The organism is Polaromonas sp. AER18D-145 (genome assembly GCF_002379095.1).
GTDB lineage: Bacteria > Pseudomonadota > Gammaproteobacteria > Burkholderiales > Burkholderiaceae_C > Polaromonas.
The window spans coordinates 14,170-34,084 of sequence record NZ_NBZV01000036.1; the positions used below are offsets into that span (position 1 = coordinate 14,170).

At 63.2% G+C, this 19,915-nt stretch carries 19 protein-coding genes and 1 tRNA gene; 13 read left to right on the forward strand and 7 right to left on the reverse strand.

Annotation, left to right across the window (positions count from 1 at the left end; genetic code table 11):
* Nucleotides 1-16: 16 nt before the first annotated feature.
* From B7G52_RS16650 to B7G52_RS16675, 6 genes are all read right to left on the reverse strand, one after another.
* Entirely contained in the window at nt 17-1,132 is a 1,116-nt protein-coding gene (locus B7G52_RS16650; protein ID WP_096698671.1) for a response regulator, read from the reverse strand.
* 163 nt (nt 1,133-1,295) lie between these two features.
* On the reverse strand, nt 1,296-2,060 hold the full coding sequence (locus B7G52_RS16655) for an MHYT domain-containing protein (RefSeq protein WP_096698672.1): 765 nt from the start codon (nt 2,058-2,060) through the stop codon (nt 1,296-1,298).
* 399 nt (nt 2,061-2,459) lie between these two features.
* Nucleotides 2,460-3,269: an ABC transporter ATP-binding protein gene (locus B7G52_RS16660; RefSeq protein WP_096698673.1), complete on the reverse strand. Its 810-nt coding sequence runs from the start codon at nt 3,267-3,269 to the stop codon at nt 2,460-2,462.
* A gap of 29 nt (nt 3,270-3,298) precedes the next feature.
* On the reverse strand, nt 3,299-4,264 hold the full coding sequence (gene ntrB, locus B7G52_RS16665) for a nitrate ABC transporter permease (protein ID WP_096698674.1): 966 nt from the start codon (nt 4,262-4,264) through the stop codon (nt 3,299-3,301).
* Between the two features lie 249 nt (nt 4,265-4,513).
* Complete coding sequence (locus B7G52_RS16670; RefSeq protein ID WP_096698675.1) at nt 4,514-5,767, reverse strand: ABC transporter substrate-binding protein; 1,254 nt, start codon at nt 5,765-5,767, stop codon at nt 4,514-4,516.
* 341 nt (nt 5,768-6,108) lie between these two features.
* Nucleotides 6,109-7,353 carry a nitrate regulatory protein gene (locus B7G52_RS16675; RefSeq protein WP_096698676.1) on the reverse strand — a complete coding sequence of 415 codons (1,245 nt, stop codon included), beginning with the start codon at nt 7,351-7,353 and terminating at the stop codon, nt 6,109-6,111.
* A 115-nt stretch (nt 7,354-7,468) separates the two neighbouring features.
* Between B7G52_RS16675 and tsaD the strand changes: the two genes are divergently transcribed.
* Nucleotides 7,469-8,506 carry a tRNA (adenosine(37)-N6)-threonylcarbamoyltransferase complex transferase subunit TsaD gene (gene tsaD / locus B7G52_RS16680; RefSeq protein ID WP_096698677.1) on the forward strand — a complete coding sequence of 346 codons (1,038 nt, stop codon included), beginning with the start codon at nt 7,469-7,471 and terminating at the stop codon, nt 8,504-8,506.
* Nucleotides 8,507-8,647: 141 nt separating this feature from the next.
* Here tsaD and B7G52_RS16685 read toward each other — a convergent pair whose 3' ends face one another.
* Complete coding sequence (locus tag B7G52_RS16685) at nt 8,648-9,049, reverse strand: Hsp20/alpha crystallin family protein (protein WP_096698678.1); 402 nt, start codon at nt 9,047-9,049, stop codon at nt 8,648-8,650.
* A gap of 117 nt (nt 9,050-9,166) precedes the next feature.
* On the opposite strand from B7G52_RS16685, the gene B7G52_RS16690 reads away from it, so the two are divergent.
* From B7G52_RS16690 to B7G52_RS16745, 12 genes are all read left to right on the forward strand, one after another.
* The gene (locus tag B7G52_RS16690) at nt 9,167-10,459 is read left to right on the forward strand and encodes a branched-chain amino acid ABC transporter substrate-binding protein (RefSeq protein ID WP_096698679.1); all 1,293 of its coding nucleotides are present in this window, start codon (nt 9,167-9,169) and stop codon (nt 10,457-10,459) included.
* Complete coding sequence (locus B7G52_RS16695) at nt 10,410-11,687, forward strand: pyridoxal phosphate-dependent aminotransferase (protein ID WP_096698680.1); 1,278 nt, start codon at nt 10,410-10,412, stop codon at nt 11,685-11,687. The genes B7G52_RS16690 and B7G52_RS16695 overlap by 50 nt, the downstream gene beginning before the upstream one ends.
* Nucleotides 11,688-11,839: 152 nt before the next feature.
* Nucleotides 11,840-12,106: a 30S ribosomal protein S15 gene (rpsO, locus tag B7G52_RS16700; protein ID WP_096665963.1), complete on the forward strand. Its 267-nt coding sequence runs from the start codon at nt 11,840-11,842 to the stop codon at nt 12,104-12,106.
* 254 nt (nt 12,107-12,360) lie between these two features.
* Nucleotides 12,361-14,478, forward strand: coding sequence for a polyribonucleotide nucleotidyltransferase (pnp, locus tag B7G52_RS16705; protein ID WP_096698681.1), 2,118 nt, complete (start codon nt 12,361-12,363; stop codon nt 14,476-14,478).
* A 71-nt stretch (nt 14,479-14,549) separates the two neighbouring features.
* Nucleotides 14,550-15,551, forward strand: a complete 1,002-nt coding sequence (locus B7G52_RS16710) for an NAD(P)H-quinone oxidoreductase (protein ID WP_096698682.1) — start codon at nt 14,550-14,552, stop codon at nt 15,549-15,551.
* Nucleotides 15,548-16,306: a triose-phosphate isomerase gene (gene tpiA, locus B7G52_RS16715; RefSeq protein ID WP_096698683.1), complete on the forward strand. Its 759-nt coding sequence runs from the start codon at nt 15,548-15,550 to the stop codon at nt 16,304-16,306. Before B7G52_RS16710 ends, tpiA begins: the two co-directional genes overlap by 4 nt.
* Nucleotides 16,307-16,339: 33 nt before the next feature.
* On the forward strand, nt 16,340-16,750 hold the full coding sequence (secG, locus tag B7G52_RS16720; RefSeq protein ID WP_096698684.1) for a preprotein translocase subunit SecG: 411 nt from the start codon (nt 16,340-16,342) through the stop codon (nt 16,748-16,750).
* Between the two features lie 115 nt (nt 16,751-16,865).
* Nucleotides 16,866-16,950 (forward strand) — tRNA-Leu (locus tag B7G52_RS16725).
* Nucleotides 16,951-17,045: 95 nt separating this feature from the next.
* On the forward strand, nt 17,046-17,405 hold the full coding sequence (locus B7G52_RS16730; protein ID WP_096665946.1) for an NADH-quinone oxidoreductase subunit A: 360 nt from the start codon (nt 17,046-17,048) through the stop codon (nt 17,403-17,405).
* A 49-nt stretch (nt 17,406-17,454) separates the two neighbouring features.
* Nucleotides 17,455-17,934, forward strand: a complete 480-nt coding sequence (locus B7G52_RS16735; RefSeq protein WP_096665943.1) for an NADH-quinone oxidoreductase subunit B family protein — start codon at nt 17,455-17,457, stop codon at nt 17,932-17,934.
* Nucleotides 17,934-18,545, forward strand: a complete 612-nt coding sequence (locus tag B7G52_RS16740; protein WP_096698685.1) for an NADH-quinone oxidoreductase subunit C — start codon at nt 17,934-17,936, stop codon at nt 18,543-18,545. Before B7G52_RS16735 ends, B7G52_RS16740 begins: the two co-directional genes overlap by 1 nt.
* 113 nt (nt 18,546-18,658) lie before the next feature.
* Nucleotides 18,659-19,912, forward strand: coding sequence for an NADH-quinone oxidoreductase subunit D (locus B7G52_RS16745; protein ID WP_096665937.1), 1,254 nt, complete (start codon nt 18,659-18,661; stop codon nt 19,910-19,912).
* The last annotated feature ends 3 nt before the right edge of the window (nt 19,913-19,915 follow it).

The window sequence follows — 19,915 nt, forward strand, 5'->3', positions numbered from 1 at the left end:
AGAGAGGTCCTGACGCTTAAAGCGCGATGCCCAGCACTTCGGTGCCGTCCATGGCGCCGCTGCGGCCCGGCAGGGAAAAGCGCTTGCGCCGGCCTGTCTTCACGGTGCCGGCGACCTCGCGCAGCAAGGTGGCGCTCGCCGCAATCTTCCAGCCGGCCGAGGTGGCCTGTTTCTGCAACTGCAGGGTGGTGCTGACGCTGTCGCCGACCGGCAGAACCTGCGCGCTGCCCCACAGCGGGTCCTCCAGTTTGGCCAGCGTCACGGGGCCGCTGTTCAGGCCCACACAGATTTCGAAACGCGGCAGCGAACGCCCGGCAAAATGGCTGAGCAAAAAGCCCTGCACCCGCTGGGCGGCGTCGATCAGGCCCAAGGCCGCCCGGGTGGCACGCAGGCCATGGTTGACGGTGTCGGTGTCCGTGCTGTCCACGAACACGGCCAGCAGTCCTTCGCCGACAAACTGCATGTGGAAGACGCCGAAAAGATAGAGGGTGTCGCCCGCATTTTTGTAAAACTCGCGCACCACCTCGCTGAGTTCCGTGCTGGAGAGTTTTTCGGCCAGCGCCTGGAAATTGACCACGTCAACAAAAAGCACGCTGGCGCTGGAAAACCGCCGGTCCGCGACCAGCGCCTGTGCCGAGGGCCATTTGTCGGCGAGTTCGGCCAGCATTCGTTTTTCGTAGAGGCTGCCCAGCTTTTTTTCCTGTTCCTTCAGTGCCTCACCGACCGCCGCACCGACGGCCTGCTCCTGGACGGACTGGCGCATCAGCTGCTTGTTGAGCTGGGCGGCGGTTGCTTCGAGCAGCTCCCCGAAAACCAGGGGTTTGGTCAGGTAGTCGTCGGCGCCGCTGGTCATGCCGGCGCGGACATGTGCGCGTTCCTGCAGCGAAGTCAGCAGGATGACGGGCGTGGCCTGGATGGCGGGGTCGGTGCGCAGCGCCTGCAGCATGGCAAAACCGTCCATCACGGGCATGTTGACATCACTGACGACCAGGTCCGGCGCGTTGCTCCGCACCAGCGCCAGCCCGGAGGCGCCGTTGTCCGCCTCCGCCACCTCATAGCCTTCAAAGCGCAGGGCGGCAGCGATCAGGGTACGGATCGCCTCGTCGTCATCAATGACCACAATCAGGGCCATCTCTTCATTCCATCAAAGCAAGCGTCATGGCGGGAAGCTTACCAGCGCGGTCGGCATGCCGGTGATCAAAAACCTTGCTGCCGCCTGTGCCTGGTCGGGTGGCTGCGTGCCGCCGGGGCGCCGCTTCCGGCGGGCCCGGCCTGTCGGCGGCACGCCACCTGGGTCAGCGACGGGTTTTGATGGAGTTCGGGAGTGTGACCACATTGCGCTGCAGAAACTGATCCAGGGAGATCAGGAGCACCATGGCGAACGCGGCAATGATGACCAGGCTGGGCAGGTTGAATGAACTGATGTAGCCAAAACCCTGAGGAATGGCTGTGCGGTTCGGCGTGGTGCAGACAAACTCCGCAGCCGCCATGCCGGTGTAGTGCATGGCGCACACCGCCACCGCCATCACCAGCGCCGCGCCGGCCCGGCGCGCCAAACTGGCGGAGTTGAAGGCCAGCCACAATGCGGCGGTGGCTGCGACCACGGCAATGACCAGCGAGATGGCCACCACCCCGTAGTTCCACTGGATGTAGCCGCCGAATTTCATGCCGTACATGCCCAGGTAGTGCATGAAAGCCACGCTGGTCCCGAGCAGCGCACCGGCACCCAGCATGCGCGGCAGGCTGTCCGGCGCCTTGGCGACAAAACCCAGTGCCAGTGAGGCGACCAGGACGGCCACCGCCAGCGAAACGCCGGTTTCGATCATCGAAAAGCTGCTTGCCACATCGAGATCGAGCGCCAGCATGCCGACGAAATGCATGGCCCAGACACCAACGCCGCCCAGTGCCACGCCGGCTGCCAGGATGTTGATGGTGCGGTGGGTGGAGTTCTGCTGGATGCGCGTGGCGGCCGTCAGCGCGACAAAGGCGCCGGTTACCGAAATCAGGAACGAGAGGGCGACCAGGGTCCACTGGTAGCTGGTTAAAACTTGAGTGTTCATTTAAATACCAAGTAGTTACATTAAAGACTGAAATGTAATACTTACTGCGATTTGTTGCATTGGCCGTCAATAAACCCTCATGGGATGAGGGCTCAGAAAGCGACCAGCGCTGGCCCTGGCCGATGGCCATGGCGGGTAGGGGTGGTGCAGAGGGATGGGGGAGCTCGGACGGCGAGCGAAAGCCCGCGTGCGGCTGCGGTCCCGGGCTGCACGGGGCCAGAAGTCCGTGGCGCCTGCAAGACAGGGGTGAAGTCACCCTGGAGAGTCGGGCGGCCGGGCGTCCAACAGGAACACGGCCCGACCGGCGAGGGGCACCACGTTCGCCAAGGCGGCCTGTTCCCGTTCGAGCTGCCGCGGTGTCGGTCACGGCACAGGGTGGTGTGCCCTTTCGGCCGGCGGTTACGCAGCTTTTTCGACGTGGCCCTGGCGGGTGTAGAGGAAGTCGATCACTGCCTTGCGGTAATGCAGGTACTGCGAACTTTCGGCAAGGGCGACCCGGTCACGCGGGCGCGGCAGCTCGACGTGCAGCACTTCGCCGATGGTGGCCGAGGGACCGTTGGTCATCATCACGATGCGGTCGGACAGGAGCACCGCCTCGTCCACGTCGTGCGTGACCATGACCACGGTACTCTGAGTGGTCGCCACGATCTGCAGCAGCTCGTCCTGCAGCTTGGCGCGGGTCAGGGCGTCAAGGGCGCCAAACGGTTCGTCCAGCAGCAACACCTTGGGCTCCATGCACAGCGCGCGGGCAATGCCGACCCGCTGCTTCATGCCGCCCGAGATTTCGCCAGGGCGTTTTTGCGCTGCAGCGGTGAGACCGACCATGGCCAGCGCCGCGTCGGTGCGGGCCTTGAGTTGCGCCTTGTTCTCTTTGGCTGCAAACACCCGCTCCACCGCGAGGTAGACATTTTCAAAGCAGGTGAGCCAGGGCAGCAGCGAGTGGTTCTGGAACACCACGGCGCGCTCGGGGCCCGGACCGGAGATTTCGCGGTTGGCGCAGAGCAGCGTGCCTTGCGTTGGCGTGGTCAGGCCGGCCATCAGGTTCAGCAGCGTGGACTTGCCGCAGCCCGAGTGGCCGATCAGCGCGACGAATTCCCCTTTCGCGACCGTCAGGTTGATGTTCTGCAGCGCGCAGAACGGGCCTTTTTTGGTCTTGAAGGTCTGTTCGACGCCCTGGATCTCGATGTATTTGGTGGTCAATGAACTCATGATGCGTCCTTGGTTGGCAGGCCGGAGGCCTAACTTTTCACTTCTTCAAACGTGAAGGCCGTGGCGACCTTGATCAGCACAAATTCCAGTACCAACCCGACGATGCCAATCACGAAAATCGCGATGATGATGTTCTTGACATTGAGGTTGTTCCACTCGTCCCAGACCCAGAAGCCGATGCCGACGCCGCCGGTCAGCATTTCGGCCGCGACGATGACCAGCCAGGCGGTGCCGACGGCCAGGCGCACCCCGGTCAGCATGTAGGGCAGCACGGCGGGGAACAGGATCTTGGTGACAATCTTCCATTCGCTGAGGTTGAGCACGCGCGCCACGTTCATGTAGTCCTGCGGCACGCGTTGCACGCCGACGGCGGTGTTGATGATCATGGGCCAGATCGAGCAGATGAAGATGGTCCAGATGGCGGCCGGATCGGCGCCCTTGAACACCAGCAGGCCGATCGGCAGCCAGGCCAGCGGCGAGACCGGGCGCAACAGGCTGATCAAGGGGTTGAACATGCGGCTCAGGAAGGTGAAGCGGCCAATCATGAAACCCACCGGAATGCCCACCACGGCCGCCAGGCCGAAACCCATGGCCACGCGTTTGAGCGAGGACAGCACGTTCCAGCCCACGCCCTGGTCGTTCGGGCCCTTGCTGTAGAACGGGTCCTTGAAGATCTCGATGGCCTGGATGAAGGTGTCTTTCGGTGAGGGGATGCTGGCGCCGGTGCCCATGGACACCAGTTCCCAGACCAGCACCAGCAAACCCAGGCCCAGCAGCGGCGGCAGAATGCCCAGCCAGAGCACGGAGGCGTCCCGCGGTGGTTTCGCTGGCGCGGCGGCTGGCACGGTAGTTTTCATGTTGTTTTGGGCTGTAGCGCCCGTGTTATGGACGCCGTCAGCTATTAAATGTGCAGCTGATGGCTCCCTGGGTTTGTCGCCGCTGCGGGCTGCCGGCGTGGCAGCTTCAAGCGGGCTGTGGAATACGGCACTGACCATGGTGATCTCCTTGACGCAGTTTGATCAGGCGCGCTGCCTCAGCAGCGTGCGGTGAATCGGGCTTGTGTGGTTTCGGCAGCGGAAAGCGTTCGCTCGGGCGTCGATCCCCAGCGAGCTGGGGCCCCTCGCCGCGCGGCTCACGCTGCGGCCTCCAGAGTTGTGAGGCCTGACGAAGCTGAAAGGTGTCGGCCGCCGAAAGCGTTCTCCGGGGGCGTCGATCCCCACAAGTGGGGCCCCTCGCCGCGCCGTTCACGCTTTCACCTTGAAAGAATCCGCGTATTTTTTCGGGTCCTTGCCGTCCCAGACCGTGCCGTCCATCAACTTGTGGCTGCGCATCACGTCCTTGGGCACGCTGACCTTGGCGGCAGCGGCGGCGTCCTTGTAGATGTCGATCTGGTTGATCTGTTTGGCCAGGCCCAGGTAGTCGGGGTGGTCCTTGATCAGGCCCCAGCGCTTGTGCTGCGTCAGGAACCACATGCCGTCGGACAGGTAGGGGAAGTTGACCGCACCGTCGTTGAAGAACTTCATGTAGTTCGGGTCGTCCCAGGTCTTGCCCATGCCGTTCTGGTAACGGCCCAGGATGCGCTGGTTGATCGCATCGACGCTGGTGTTGACATAGCTTTTTTCGGCAATGGTTTCAGCCATCTTGTTCTTGTTGGACAGGCTGGCGTCTATCCATTTGCCGGCTTCGATGATGGCGGCGGTGACGGCGCGCGCCGTGTTGGGGTACTTCTTGGTGAAGTCGGCCGTCGTTCCCAGCACCTTTTCAGGGTGGTCCTTCCAGATGTCCTGGGTGGTTGTGGCGGTCACGCCAATGCCGTCGATGATGGCGCGGTGGTTCCAGGGCTCGCCCACACAGAAGCCGTCCATGTTGCCGATGCGCATGTTGGCCACCATCTGCGGCGGTGGCACGGTGATGACCTTGGCGTCCTTCATCGGGTTGATGCCGTTGGCTGCCAGCCAGTAGTACAGCCACATCGCATGGGTGCCGGTGGGAAAGGTCTGCGCGAAGGTGTATTCGCGCTTGTCGGAGGCCATCAATTTGGCCAAGCCGGCGCCGTCCACGGCGCCCTTGTCGGCGATTTTCTTGGAGAGTGTGATGGCCTGGCCGTTGTGGTTCAGGTTCATCAGCACGGCCATGTCTTTCTTGGGGCCGGCGGTTCCCATGTGCACGCCATAAATCAGGCCGTAAAGCACATGGGCAAAGTCGAGTTCGCCGTTGACCAGCTTGTCGCGCACGCCGGGCCAGCTGGCTTCCTTGCTGGGAATGATGGTGACGCCGTGTTTTTTGTCAAAACCCATGACCGAAGCCATGACCACGCTGGCGCAGTCGGTCAGCGGAATGAAGCCGATCTTGACTTCCTTCTTCTCGGGCGCATCGGAGCCGGCTGCCCAGGCGCCGGGGTTGCCGATGCCGAAGGTGGCGGCGCCGCCCAGTGCACCGGCTTTGCGGATGAAGTCGCGGCGTGTCGGCTTGCCTGGAGCGGGGGAAGTTTGCGTCATGTGGAACTCCTTGAGTGACAAAACAGAAGACTGAAAAAAGAAGCGCAGAAGGTCAAAAGCGGAAAAACAAAACGGCGCCCATTTCGGGCCTGCACAAGCAGGCTGGAAATGGACGCCGTTGTCCTGTGAAGCCGTGGATGACTTTGGAACGGACCGCCGTTGGCCCATTCATGCCATCAACTAAGCAGCAACCGTGCCAGATGATTCTGATGTTGGGGGACGGGTTGCTGTTTGCCTCTGAAAAACGGCTTGTCGCCGTTGCGCCGGGAGCGCAGAACCCGCTCAGACGGGGTGCGCCATGATGGTGCGGAGCCCTCAGGCGGCACAGGTCTTGTGCCTATTCAGGGCGTTCCGGTGGCCAGGTAATCCGCCATGGCCAGCACGGCTTCGGCCACATCGGTCAGGCGGCGGTTCTGGTTCATGGCGGTTTGCCGGAGCATCTTGTAGGCCTCTTCTTCACTGAGCTTGCGGTGCGCCATCAGGAGACCCTTGGCGCGTTCGATGAGCTTTCGCTCATTGAGGGAGGCGCGCGCCGTCTCCAGCTCGTCGCTCATGGCCTGCAGCCGGCTCGCCTGGTCCTGGACCAGCTCGAGGATGGAGCGGTCCAGGTGCGGGCCATAAGACGTGGCCGCGGGACCGGCCTGGCCCGTCCCAACTGGCAGGCTGCCGCCCTGCGCCGTGAGCGCGGCGAGGATCATCTGGTGGTCGCGCAGTTCGGCACGGGCCTGCACGATCTTCTGTTCGCACAGCTGCAGCAGTTCGGCCGCCAGCTGGTCCTCGACGGCTTTCATGGCGTCGATGCGGTGGGTGCAACAGTCGAACCAGGTCTGGCTCAGGTTGGGGTCGAGGGCGCCGGCCGCGACCGAGCAGGCGATGCGGCGCAGGCGTTCGAGCTCTGCCAGCGTGGCGGGACTCTGGCTGGTTTGCCACAGTTCGCGCAGCGCCGGTGTCGAGAAGTCGCTGAACACCTGCACGCAGCGTTCCTGCGACTGGATCAGGTGCAGCCATTGCTGCTGGCGCTGGCTGTCGGTCTGGCCCGAAGCGAAGGTGGCCGCGCCGAAAGCCCTTTCCTGACCGGCAAACTCCTTGCCCTGCATGAAGTTGAACATGGCCACCAGCAGCCGCGAAATCTCGGGGTTGGTGGCACTGTCGGCCGCTTCAAAGACCACGGCCAGCAGGCCGGCGATCAGCTTGACGAATGCCGTGGTGACCTCGGCCGCGGCCACGCCCTGCGCGCCGATGCGGGCCCGCAGGGCGGGCAGGGCGTCGAGTTCATGCAGGACAAAAGCAATGCGGCTGAACAGCCGCGCGCCGTTGTTCAGGTGGCCGGCATCGGTGTCCAGGTGGTCGAAGCTGGCGCGCAACTCGTCCTCGACCTGCCGGCAATCGAGCACCTGGCGGGGCAGCTGCGCGGCGAACCGGGCGCCCTGCGAGCCCAGGAAAACATTGGAAATGCCGCGTTCCTTCTGCAGTGCGTGGACCAGCCGCCCGATCACGTTGACCAGCGCGCTGGTGCGGGTGAGTTGCTCGAGGTCGTTGATTTCGCAACGCCTGGCGGCAATCAGAAAGCTCAATCCGGATTTCATCGTTTCAGTCAAAGGAAGGAAGGAAGGTCAGTGATTGTCCTGCAACATTCATGCCCCGGGCCGTTTTCGGCCCCGACCCGGGGCGAACGGCACACCGCGCTTTACACTGGGTGCCATGCTTGTACTGGGAATTGAATCGAGTTGTGACGAAACCGGCGTGGCGCTTGTCGACGCCGCGGGCCAGGGCGTGCCGGCGTTGCTGGCGCACGCGCTGCACAGCCAGATCGACATGCACCAGGCTTACGGCGGCGTGGTGCCCGAACTGGCCAGCCGCGACCACATCCGGCGTGTGCTGCCGCTGATCAGCGAGGTGCTGGGCCAGGCGCAGCGTTCGCTGGCCGACGTGGACGTGGTGGCCTACACCCGCGGCCCGGGCCTGGCCGGCGCGCTGCTGGTGGGCGCCGGCGTGGCCTGTTCACTGGCGGCAGCGCTGGGCAAGCCGGTGATGGGCGTGCATCACCTCGAGGGGCATTTGCTCTCGCCTTTTTTGAGCGCCGACCCGCCACAGTTTTCCTTCGTGGCGTTGCTGGTGTCGGGCGGCCACACCCAGCTGATGCGGGTGGACCGGGTGGGCAGCTACGAGCTGCTGGGCGAAACCATTGACGACGCGGCCGGCGAGGCCTTTGACAAATCGGCCAAGTTGCTGGGCCTGCCTTACCCCGGCGGGCCGCACCTGGCCAGGCTGGCGCTGGGCGGCGACGCCCAGGCCTTCAAGCTGCCCCGGCCGCTGCTGCACAGCGGCGACCTCGATTTTTCATTTTCCGGCCTGAAAACCGCAGTGCTGACGCAGGCCAAAAAACTCGGCGAGCCCATGGGCGAGCAGGCCCGGGCCGACCTGGCGGCCTCGACGCAGGCGGCCATTGTGGAAGTGCTGGTCAAAAAATCGTTGAAAGCGCTGGAGCAGACCGGCTTGACACGGCTGGTGGTGGCCGGTGGCGTGGGGGCCAATGCCTTGCTGCGTGAACAGCTCAACGCGGCCTGCAGCAAAAAGGGGATTCGGGTGCATTACCCGGAAATGCATTTGTGCACCGACAACGGCGCCATGATCGCGCTGGCGGCCGGCATGCGGCTGCAGGCAGGCCTGGAAAGCCTGCAGCGCGGCTACACCTTTGACGTGAAGCCGCGCTGGGGTCTGGCGGAAATCACAGCCTGACCCGGTTTGGCGGCGGCGCAGAGAGCTACACACAGTGAGCGACCTTGGCGGCCAGGTTTTTCCGCCGGGCCGCCCCAAGGAAAAACGCGCCCCCTCGGGGGGCAGAGAGCTACACGCAGTGAGCGAACGTGGGGGCCAGTTCTACTGAATCGTCAGCTGGGCCACGTTGCTGACCGGGACTTTTTTGCCCAGCGTCAAGGTCAGCACGCCGTTTGCCAGTTTGGCGGTGCTTGCGGCGGCGTCGATTTCCACAGGAAAACGGTAAGCCGCCTTGACCGTGCGTGCGGCATCGGCTTTGCTGGCAATACGCACCACATCACCTTCGATGCCGATGTCCAGCTGTTCCCTGGCCAGGCCCGGAACGTCCAGTTGCAGTGAATAGGCCTTGTCACCGTCTTCCACCGACGCCGATTGGGCGGGGCGGCTGTCGGACAGGGCGCCCAGGGTGTCGCTCAGGAATTTGTCAAGGGCGCCGTTGCTGACCAGCGAGGAGGCGGGACGCTGAAAGCTTCGTGCAGGACGGCCGGCAAGTGAATAAAACATAAGGACTCCTTTGGGTTGGGCGGGAAATTTTTCCCCTTACACTTCGCGGCTCCCAATCGTGATCGCCGCATGCACAGCAGGTAAGCGTGCCAAGGCGTATTTCAAGGAAATTCCAGAATGTATTTTTTCAGTCATCGAACCTTGAAACGTGCCGTACTGGCCCTAGGCGCGAGCGCCTGTCTGTGGTCGGCCAGTGCCTCCGCACAGCAGCCCGCGGCGGCGCCAGCCCCGGTCCGCGTCGCGCTGATCGAGAGCCTGTCCGGGCCGTTTGCCAATACAGGCGAAGCCGTGTTCCGCAACCTGGTGTGGGCGGCGGAGCGCGTCAATGCGCGCGGCGGCCTCAAGCTGCCCGGCGGCAATCGCCCGCTGGTGTTCGAGCGCTACGACAGCAAGGGCCAGAACGAGGAGGCCCTGTCGGCCCTGCGCTCCGCCCTGGATGACGGGATCACGCTGGTGACCCAGGGCAACTCGTCGTCGACGGCCGCGGTGCTGATTGATGCGATCAACAAACACAATGAGCGCCAGCCGGCCCAGCGCGCGCTGTACCTGAATTATTCCGCGGTGGATCCGGTGCTGACCAATGAAAAATGCAGCTACTGGCACTTCCGTTTCGATGCCCACGCCGACATGCGCATGGCCGCGCTGATGGATGTGCTCAAGGAAGACAAGGCGGTCAAGAGCATCTACCTGATCGGGCAGGACTACAGCTTTGGCCAGGCCGTGCTGCGCGAAGCCCGCCGGCAGCTGGGTGCCCAGCGCCCCGATGTGCAGATCGTCGGCGACGAGTTGCACCCGATGGGCCGCGTCAAGGACTTTCTTCCCTATGCCGCCAAGATCAAGGCCAGCGGCGCTCAGGCCGTGCTCACCGGCAACTGGGGGAACGATCTGACCCTGCTGGTCAAGGCCGCGAGGGATGTGGGTTTTGAAGGCAGCTTTTACACTTTTTACGGCAATGCACTGGGCGTGCCCGCCGCGCTGGGGGATGCCGGCGTCGGCAAGGTGATCGCTGTGGCCGAATGGTTTCCCAATGAACCGGGTGCCCAGTCGGAAGCGTTTTACCAGTCCTTCCGCCAGCGTTTTCCGAAACCCCAGGACGACTATGTGCACATGCGCATGCAGCTGATGGTGGAAGCCCTGGCGCAGAGCATCGAAAAAGCCCGCACGGTGGAGTCCGCCGCCGTCGCCGCGCAGCTGGAAAAGGCGACGGTGCTGTTTGCCGGCCACAAGGGTGTGATGCGCGGCGCCGACCACCAGTTCCAGCAGCCGCTGCTGGTGGCCGTGATGGACCGGCAGGGGGCACCCGGTGTCCGGTTCGATGTGGAGGGCTCGGGTTATGGCTTCCGGGTGATCAAGACCATCGATGCCGCGCGCTCCAGCCAGCCGCACAACTGCAAGATGCAGCGGCCCTGAACCGCACGCCAACGCCACCCTTCGCAGAAAGACCCGCATGAGACAAGCCGTTTTAGACCTCGAAGAATCGATGATCCGCCAGGTGGCCAATGCCGGCATGGGGCGCAGCGATGTGCTCAAGTTCTGGTTTGGTGAAAGTGACGAGGTCACGCCCGCCTTCATCCGCGATGCCGCCATCGCCTCGCTGCAGCAGGGCGAGACTTTTTACGCGCACAACCTGGGCCTGCCGGAGCTGCGCGAAGCGATTGCGCGTTACGCCACCGGCTTGCGCTGCTGCGGCGCGGCAGCGATTGATGCGGACCGTATTGCTGTCACCTCGGGCGGCGTGAACGCCCTGATGCTGGCGATGCAGGCGCTGGTGGATGCCGGCGATGAGGTGGTGGCGGTGACGCCGGTCTGGCCCAACCTGACCGCGCAGCCGCTGATCATGGGCGCGAAGCTGCGCTGCGTGAGCCTGCGGCCGGTGGCCAGCCAGTGGCAACTCGATATGGACGAGTTGCTGGCGGCCATCACGCCCCGGACCCGGCTGTTGATCGTCAACGCACCGAACAACCCGACCGGCTGGACCCTGAGCCGCGCCGAGCAGGAAACCCTGCTCGCGCACTGCCGCCGCACCGGCACCTGGATTCTGGCCGACGAGGTGTACGAGCGGCTTTATTTCGAGCCCACGGAAAATGGCTGCGCGCCGAGTTTCCTCGATATTGCGGCCCCGGAAGACCGGCTGCTGGTCGTCCACAGCTTTTCCAAGAGCTTTTTGATGACCGGCTGGCGCCTGGGCTGGCTGGTGATGCCACCCGGCATGACGCCGCACATGGGCAAGCTGGTGGAGTTCAATACCTCGTGCGCCCCGGTGTTCGTCCAGCGGGCCGCCCTGGTGGCGCTGGCAAGAACCGATGACGTCACGCCGCAATTGGTGGCGCACCTGAAAACCTGCCGCGACACGCTGGTGCCGCTGCTGCAGGCGCTGCCGGGTGTGGAAGTGGCCCCGGCCCGGGGCGGCATGTATGCGTTTTTCAGGCTGTCGGACCAGGCGCGCTTCGGCGATTCGCTGGCCACCGCCAAACGCCTGGTGGTGGAGGCCGGCCTCGGGCTGGCCCCCGGCAATGCCTTCATGGTCAACCCGGCGCCCGAGGCCCAGGGCTGGCTGCGCTGGTGTTTTGCAAGCCGGGACGTCGCCAGGCTGGGGCAGGGCGTGGAGCGCCTGGCCCGCTGGCTGCCGGGCGCCTGAGCCGGCCCGGAGACTGGGCTATAATCCAAGGCTCTGCGCAAAAGCGTGCTTTTTCATTCTGAAGAAGCGGCGCGTTGCAGAACACGGCGGCCACGGTCAACTCCCACGTCGGGAACACTGTACCGCTCGCAAGTAATTTCCAAGGAAAACCCATGATCGCGAAATCCATCAAGGCCGACATCGTTCAGGCCAACGCACGCGCCGCTGGCGACACCGGCAGCCCAGAAGTTCAAGTGGCCCTGCTGACCGGCCGCATCAATGAACTGATGCCCCATTTCAAGACCCACGCCAAGGATCACCACGGTCGCCGTGGCCTGCTGCGCATGGTGAGCCGCCGCCGCAAGCTGCTGGATTACCTGAAGTCCAAGGACGCAGCCCGTTATGTTGCGTTGATCGCCAAGCTTGGCCTGCGCAAATAAGCGCTAAAACGACTGCAAAGCGCCTGAGTTAGTTCACTAGCTCAGGCGTTTTTTACTTCAAAATGTACAAAATTCCAGGAATGCCGCAGGCATAACTGGCTTACTTCGGAGCAAGGCAAAAAGAGCACGCGCTGTGTCATTCCACAAGAAAAATCCTGGGCGCAGGTGTTTTGTGGAATGGCATCGTGTTCGATTTGTCCCCGCTCCGGGCTTCAGGTGCAGCCTCATGCACCCAGTCAAGTGGAGAAAAAAACATGAGCATTTTCAACAAAGTCAGCAAGACTTTCCAATGGGGTCAGCACAAGGTCACGATGGAAACCGGCGAAGTCGCACGCCAGTCCGGCGGCGCCGTGTTGCTGGATATGGATGGCACCGTGGTGCTGGCCACCGTGGTTGCCAAAACCGAGGCCAAGCCCGGTCAGGACTTCTTTCCCCTGACGGTCGACTATCTCGAAAAAACCTACGCCGCCGGCCGCATTCCCGGCAGCTTCTTCAAGCGCGAAGGCCGTCCCAGCGAGTTTGAAACACTGACCTCGCGCCTGATCGACCGCCCGATCCGCCCCCTGTTCCCCGAAGGCTTCTTCAATGAAGTGCAGGTCGTGATCCATGTGTTGTCGCTCAATCCTGAAGTCGAAGGCGACATTCCTGCGCTGATCGCATCCAGCGCCGCGCTGGCTATTTCCGGCATTCCTTTCAATGGCCCGATAGGCGCGGCCCGCGTGGCCTACATCGACGGCCAGTACGTGCTGAACCCCGGCAAGACCCAGCTGAAGGATTCGAAAATGGATCTGGTTGTGGCCGGCACCGAAGCCGCCGTGCTGATGGTCGAGTCCGAAGCCCAGCAGCTGTCCGAAGAAATCATGCTCGGCGCCATCGTGTTTGGCCATGAGCAGGGCAACATCGCGATCAACGCGATTCACGAACTTGTTCGTGATGCCGGCAAGCCGGTCTGGGACTGGCGTGCGCCTGCCAAGGACGAGGTGCTGATCGCCAAGGTGGTTGCGCTGGCCGAAGAAAAGCTCGTCAAGGCTTACCAGATCCGCAACAAGCAGGCCCGCACCCACGCCACGCGCGAAGTGACCACCTGGACCAAGATGGGCCTGAAGGCCGAGGGCGTCGAATTCGACGGTGTTGCCGTCGAAGGCATGCTGTTCGACATCGAAGCCAAAATCGTGCGCAGCCAGATCCTGGCCGGCGATCCCCGCATTGATGGCCGCGACACGCGCACCGTGCGCCCCATCGAAATCCGCAACAGCGTGCTGCCCCGTACCCACGGTTCGGCCCTGTTCACGCGCGGCGAGACCCAGGCGCTGGTGATCACCACGCTGGGCACCGAGCGCGATGCACAGCGCATCGACGCCTTGTCGGGCGACTATGAAGACCGCTTCATGCTGCACTACAACATGCCTCCGTTCGCCACCGGCGAAACCGGCCGTGTGGGCAGCCCGAAACGCCGCGAAATCGGCCACGGCCGCCTCGCCAAGCGCGCGCTGATCGCCGTGTTGCCGACCAAGGAAGAGTTTCCGTACACCATGCGTGTCGTCAGCGAGATCACCGAGTCCAACGGCTCCTCGTCGATGGCTTCGGTCTGCGGCGGCTGCCTGTCGCTGATGGACGCCGGCGTGCCGATGAAGGCTCACGTGGCCGGCATCGCCATGGGCCTGATCAAGGAAGACAACCGCTTTGCCGTGCTGACCGACATCCTGGGTGACGAAGATCACCTGGGCGACATGGACTTCAAGGTGGCCGGTACCACCGCCGGCATCACCGCGCTGCAGATGGACATCAAGATCCAGGGCATCACGAAGGAAATCATGCAGGTCGCGCTGGCCCAGGCCAAGGAAGCCCGCATGCACATCCTCGGCAAGATGCAGGAAGCCATGGGCGAAGCCAAGGCCGAGGTCTCTGACTTCGCACCGCGCCTGTATGTCATGAAGATCAACCCCGAGAAAATCCGTGACGTGATCGGCAAGGGCGGCGCCGTCATTCGTGCGCTGACCGAAGAAACCGGCACGCAGATCAACATCGAGGAAGACGGCACCATCACGATCGCGTCGAACGACAGCGCCAAGGCCGATGAAGCCAAACGCCGCATCGCCGAGATCACCGCCGAAGTCGAAATTGGCAAGGTCTACGAAGGCGCGATCACCAAGATCCTGGACTTCGGCGCCCTCGTCAACCTGTTGCCCGGCAAGGACGGCCTGCTGCACATCAGCCAGATCGCCCACGAGCGTGTCGAGCGCGTCACCGACTACCTGAGCGAAGGCCAGATCGTCAAGGTCAAGGTTCTGGAAACCGACGAAAAAGGCCGCGTCAAGCTGTCCATGAAGGCGCTGCTCGACCGTCCGGCTCAAGGCCAGGACCAGGGCTAATCTGCTATCTTATTTGTAGCTGCTTGCGCCCGCCAGTCGGGGGCTGTGGCCACAAATGACTGGAAAGTTTAATGAAAGCCGTTGAAATCACCTCCTATGGTCCGCCCGACGTTCTGCGTCTGGGCGAGCGGCCGGCGCCGGTTGCCGGCGAAGGCGAGTTGCTGATCCGCGTCAGTGCCAGCGGGGTGAATCGCCCCGATGTCCTGCAGCGCACCGGCAACTACCCGGTGCCGCCCGGGGCGTCGGACATTCCCGGGCTGGAAGTGGCCGGCGTGGTTGTTGGCGGCGACGCCGCGGCCATGGCGCAAGCCGGCCTGAAAGTGGGCGACCGTGTCTGCGCACTGGTGGCGGGCGGCGGTTACGCCGAGCTGTGTGTGGCGCCAGTGGGTCAGTGCCTGCCGGTGCCGGCGGGCCTCAGCGATATCGAGGCAGCCTCGCTGCCCGAAACATTTTTTACCGTCTGGAGCAATGTTTTTGACCGGGTGCGCTTGCAAAAGGGCGAAACCCTGTTGATCCAGGGCGGCTCCAGCGGCATCGGCGTGACGGCCATCCAGATGGCCAAGGCGCTGGGCGCCACGGTGCTGGTCACGGCCGGCAGCGACGACAAATGCGCCGCCTGCCTGGCCCTCGGTGCCGACCACGCGATCAACTACAAGACCAGCGACTTTGCCGAAGAGGTCAAAAAGCTCACGGCAGGCCAGGGCGTCAATGTCATTCTCGACATGGTCGCCGGCAGCTACGTGGCGCGTGAAGTCGAGTGCCTTGCCGAAGACGGCCGCCTGGTGATCATTGCCGTGCAGGGCGGCCTCAAGGCCGAGTTCAATGCCGGCCTGGTGCTGCGCAAACGCCTGACCGTCACCGGTTCGACCCTGCGGCCGCGTTCGATCGAGTTCAAGTCCGCGATTGCCGCAGCCCTGAAGGAAAAAGTCTGGCCGCTGCTGGCCAGCGGCGCGATCAAACCCGTGATTCACAGCACCTTTGCTGCGGCCGACGCGGCCAAAGCCCATGCGCTGATGGAGTCGAACCAGCACATCGGCAAAATTGTTTTGACCTGGCAGGCACCGGCAGCATGAAAAAACTGATTGCAGGAAACTGGAAAATGAACGGCAGCCTGGCTGCCAATGAGGCCTTGCTGCAGGCCCTGGCGGCCGGTTTGCCGGCGCAGCCGGGCTGTGCGGTGGCGGTGTGTGTGCCGGCGCCGTATCTGGCACAGTTCCAGGCGCTGGCCCAGGCCTTGCCGGCACTGGCTTCCATTGATCTGGGTGCGCAGGACGTCTCGGCCAAGGCTTCCGGGGCCTACACCGGTGAAGTCAGCGCGTCCATGCTGAAGGACTTCGGCTGCCGTTACGCCATCGTCGGCCACTCGGAGCGCCGCCAGTACCACTTCGAGACCGATGCGCTGGTCGCCGAGAAGGCGCAGCAGGCGCTGGCACTGGGCATCACGCCGATTGTCTGTGTCGGTGAGACGCTGGCAGAACGCGAAGCAGGGCAGACGGAAAGTGTTGTCAAGCGCCAGCTGGCGGCCGTGATTCATGCCAATGGCCACTGCATCAGCGAGATCGTCGTGGCCTATGAACCGGTCTGGGCGATCGGCACCGGCAGGACCGCGACACCCGAGCAGGCGCAAGCCGTGCATGCGGTGCTCAGGGCCCAGCTCAAGGCGGCGACGGACCAGTCCGCGCGCGTGAAAATTCTGTATGGCGGAAGCATGAATGCGGCCAATGCCGCAACGCTGCTGAGCCAGCCCGACATCGACGGCGGCCTGATCGGCGGCGCGTCGCTCAAGGCCCCCGAGTTTTTGACGATTATTGCTGCAGCCGCCGTCTGACGGGCGGAGCACGCTATTCAATTAGGAGTAAATATGAACGTTTTGTTAACCATTGTTCTGGCGGTCCAGATGATCACCGCGCTGGGCATGATCGGCCTGATCCTTGTGCAGCACGGCAAGGGCGCCGACATGGGGGCGGCTTTTGGCAGCGGCGGTTCCGGCAGCCTGTTTGGCGCCAGCGGCAGTGCCAACTTCCTGTCGCGCACGACGGCTGTCCTGGCGGCCGTGTTTTTTGTCTGTACCCTGGCGCTGGCCTACTTCGGCAACGCGCGTCCACAGACCGGCACCAGCGTGCTGGAAGGCGCGGCCACCACGGCGCCAGCGCCGGTCGCTCCCGGTGCCGGCCAAATCCCCGGCACGGCCACCCCCGCACCCACCGCCGGTGCGGTTGCCGTACCGCCTGCGCCGGCCGCTTCTGGTGCAGGTCAAATCCCGACGAAATAGCGCCACAAAGGTGCCGTTCTGCTCAGGGAACGGTGCAAATTCAGAGTAAACTCTGAGACTGCCCGGAAAGCCAAAAGCCGCAAGGTTCCTCATGCAATCCGGACAGCTAAAAACCGCGGACGTGGTGAAATTGGTAGACACGCTATCTTGAGGGGGTAGTGGCGAAAGCTGTGCGAGTTCGAGTCTCGCCGTCCGCACCACCTACAGGCACTGGCCAGTACTGCTCAGGCAGGGCCCAGGCCTTGAACAGCAAACTGGCATCCAGCACAAGCGGCTTGCAGAAGTTGAATCGACGATGAACCTCGACCAATACCTCCCCGTCCTGTTGTTTATCCTGGTGGGCGTGGCTGTCGGCGTGGTGCCCCAGTTGCTGGGCCGTCTGCTCGGTCCGAACAAGCCGGACAGCGAAAAAAATTCCCCCTATGAGTGTGGCTTCGAGGCGTTTGAAGATGCCCGCATGAAGTTCGATGTGCGTTATTACCTCGTCGCCATCCTGTTCATTCTTTTCGACCTCGAAATCGCTTTCCTGTTTCCGTGGGCCGTGGCGCTCAAGGAAATCGGTCCGGTGGGCTTCTGGTCCATGATGATTTTCCTCGGCATTCTGGTCGTCGGCTTTGCCTACGAGTGGAAAAAAGGCGCCCTGGACTGGGAATAGCTCACCAAGACTCAGCGGTTGCAGGCGCAGCCGCCACAAAGGGACGGGTATGTCACTAGAAGGTGTTTTCAACGAAGGCTTCATGACCACGAGTTACGACTCGGTGGTCAACTGGGCCAAGACCGGGTCGCTCTGGCCCATGACCTTCGGCCTGGCCTGCTGCGCCGTCGAGATGATGCACGCCGGCGCCGCGCGTTACGACATCGACCGCTTCGGCATGTTGTTCCGGCCCAGCCCGCGCCAGTCCGACCTGATGATCGTCGCCGGCACGCTGTGCAACAAGATGGGCCCGGCCTTGCGCAAGGTGTATGACCAGATGTCCGAGCCGCGCTGGGTGCTGTCCATGGGGTCGTGCGCCAACGGTGGCGGTTATTACCACTACAGTTATTCGGTCGTTCGCGGCTGTGACCGCATCGTGCCGGTCGACGTTTATGTGCCGGGCTGCCCGCCGACGGCCGAAGCGCTGCTGTACGGCATCATCCAGTTGCAGCAGAAAATCCGCCGCACCAACACCATTGCGAGGGCTTGATGGGTCCTCTGCATCCTGCTACTGCTGAACAACTCGCAGCTACTGTTGCTGCCGCTCTCGGTGAAAAAGCCAGACGCGTGAGCGTTGCGTTTGGTGAACTGACGGTCGTCGTGGCTGCGCCCGATTACCTCGCCGCTGCGCTGATCCTGCGCGATACCCCGGGCTGCCAGTTCGAACAACTGATCGACCTGTGCGGCATCGACTACTCCGAATATGCCAACGGCCGTTACGACGGTCGTCGTTTTTGTGTGGCATCGCACCTGCTGTCGGTCAGCCTGAACCAGCGGGTGCGGCTCAAGGTATTCTGCGGCGACGACGATTTCCCGGTCGTGGCCTCGCTCACCGAGGTGTGGAATTCGGCCAACTGGTTCGAGCGCGAGGCGTTCGACCTGTTCGGCATCATCTTCGAAGGCCACAACGACCTGCGCCGCATCCTGACCGACTACGGCTTCATCGGCCATCCTTTCCGCAAGGACTTCCCGACCACGGGCCATGTCGAGATGCGTTACGACCCCGAGCAGAAACGCGTGATCTACCAGCCGGTGACGATCGAACCGCGTGAAACCACCCCGCGCGTGATTCGTGAAGACAACTACGGCGGACTGCAATGAAGAGCCCCCACGCTTGCCACTTCGTGTGCTGCGCTGCCCCCCGAGGGGGCTTGCCTTGTTGGGGGCGGCCCGGCGCGGCGGCGGCAGCCCGGTTTTACATAGTTTGATACCCCATGGCTGAAATCAAAAACTACACGCTCAATTTCGGGCCGCAGCACCCTGCCGCCCACGGTGTGCTGCGCCTCGTTCTCGAACTCGACGGCGAGGTGATCCAGCGCGCCGACCCGCACATCGGGCTGCTGCACCGCGCCACCGAAAAACTCGCCGAGAGCAAGACCTACATCCAGTCGCTGCCCTACATGGACCGCCTCGACTACGTGTCGATGATGTCCAACGAGCATGCCTACTGCCTGGCGATCGAAAAGCTCATAGGCGTGGACGTGCCGGTGCGCGCGCAATACATCCGCGTGATGTTCTCCGAGATCACGCGCCTGCTCAACCACCTGCTTTGGCTGGGCGCGCACGGTTTCGACTGCGGCGCGATGAACATCCTGATTTACTGCTTCCGCGAGCGCGAGGCGTTGTTCGACATGTACGAGGCCGTCTCCGGTGCGCGCATGCATGCGGCCTATTTCCGGCCGGGCGGCGTTTACCGCGACCTGCCCGAGACCATGTCCCAGTACAAGGTCAGCAAGATCAAGAACGCCAAGGCGATCGAGGCACTCAACGAAAACCGCCAGGGTTCGCTGCTGGACTTCATCGACGACTTCGCCAACAAGTTTCCGGGTTATGTGGACGAGTACGAAACCCTGCTGACCGACAACCGCATCTGGAAACAGCGCACGGTCGGCATCGGCGTGGTGTCGCCCGAGCGCGCGCTGAACCTGGGTTTCACCGGCCCCATGCTCAGGGGCTCCGGTTTTGCCTGGGACCTGCGCAAGCAGCAGCCCTACGATGTCTATGCCCAGATGGATTTCGACGTCCCGGTCGGCAAGACCGGCGACTGTTACGACCGCTACCTGGTCCGCATCGAGGAGATGCGCCAGTCCAACCGCATCATCAAGCAGTGTGTGGACTGGCTGCGCGTGAACCCCGGCCCGGTGATCACCAGCAACCACAAGGTGGCTGCCCCCGACCGCGAATCCATGAAGTCCAACATGGAAGAGCTGATCCACCATTTCAAGCTCTTCACCGAAGGCTTCCACGTGCCCGAAGGCGAGGCCTATGCCGCCGTGGAACACCCCAAGGGTGAGTTCGGCATCTACATCGTCAGCGACGGGGCCAACAAGCCGTATCGCCTGAAGATCCGGCCGCCCGGCTTTCCGCACCTGGCGGCCATGGACGAAATGTCGCGTGGCCACATGATTGCCGATGCGGTCGCCGTCATCGGCACGATGGACATTGTGTTTGGCGAAATTGACCGCTGAAAA

Bases quoted from the DNA above. Each gene is read 5' to 3' on its own strand.
- rpsO (WP_096665963.1), top strand. From the start codon at position 11,840: ATGATCGCGAAATCCATCAAGGCCGACATCGTTCAGGCCAACGCACGC.
- secG (WP_096698684.1), top strand. From the start codon at position 16,340: ATGAACGTTTTGTTAACCATTGTTCTGGCGGTCCAGATGATCACCGCG.
- pnp (WP_096698681.1), top strand. From the start codon at position 12,361: ATGAGCATTTTCAACAAAGTCAGCAAGACTTTCCAATGGGGTCAGCAC.
- B7G52_RS16660 (WP_096698673.1), bottom strand. From the start codon at position 3,269: ATGAGTTCATTGACCACCAAATACATCGAGATCCAGGGCGTCGAACAG.
- B7G52_RS16730 (WP_096665946.1), top strand. From the start codon at position 17,046: ATGAACCTCGACCAATACCTCCCCGTCCTGTTGTTTATCCTGGTGGGC.
- B7G52_RS16745 (WP_096665937.1), top strand. From the start codon at position 18,659: ATGGCTGAAATCAAAAACTACACGCTCAATTTCGGGCCGCAGCACCCT.
- tsaD (WP_096698677.1), top strand. From the start codon at position 7,469: ATGCTTGTACTGGGAATTGAATCGAGTTGTGACGAAACCGGCGTGGCG.
- B7G52_RS16710 (WP_096698682.1), top strand. From the start codon at position 14,550: ATGAAAGCCGTTGAAATCACCTCCTATGGTCCGCCCGACGTTCTGCGT.
- B7G52_RS16670 (WP_096698675.1), bottom strand. From the start codon at position 5,767: ATGACGCAAACTTCCCCCGCTCCAGGCAAGCCGACACGCCGCGACTTC.
- B7G52_RS16690 (WP_096698679.1), top strand. From the start codon at position 9,167: ATGTATTTTTTCAGTCATCGAACCTTGAAACGTGCCGTACTGGCCCTA.
- B7G52_RS16685 (WP_096698678.1), bottom strand. From the start codon at position 9,049: ATGTTTTATTCACTTGCCGGCCGTCCTGCACGAAGCTTTCAGCGTCCC.
- B7G52_RS16695 (WP_096698680.1), top strand. From the start codon at position 10,410: ATGCCGCGCGCTCCAGCCAGCCGCACAACTGCAAGATGCAGCGGCCCT.
- B7G52_RS16655 (WP_096698672.1), bottom strand. From the start codon at position 2,060: ATGAACACTCAAGTTTTAACCAGCTACCAGTGGACCCTGGTCGCCCTC.
- B7G52_RS16650 (WP_096698671.1), bottom strand. From the start codon at position 1,132: ATGGCCCTGATTGTGGTCATTGATGACGACGAGGCGATCCGTACCCTG.
- ntrB (WP_096698674.1), bottom strand. From the start codon at position 4,264: ATGGTCAGTGCCGTATTCCACAGCCCGCTTGAAGCTGCCACGCCGGCA.
- tpiA (WP_096698683.1), top strand. From the start codon at position 15,548: ATGAAAAAACTGATTGCAGGAAACTGGAAAATGAACGGCAGCCTGGCT.
- B7G52_RS16740 (WP_096698685.1), top strand. From the start codon at position 17,934: ATGGGTCCTCTGCATCCTGCTACTGCTGAACAACTCGCAGCTACTGTT.
- B7G52_RS16735 (WP_096665943.1), top strand. From the start codon at position 17,455: ATGTCACTAGAAGGTGTTTTCAACGAAGGCTTCATGACCACGAGTTAC.
- B7G52_RS16675 (WP_096698676.1), bottom strand. From the start codon at position 7,353: ATGAAATCCGGATTGAGCTTTCTGATTGCCGCCAGGCGTTGCGAAATC.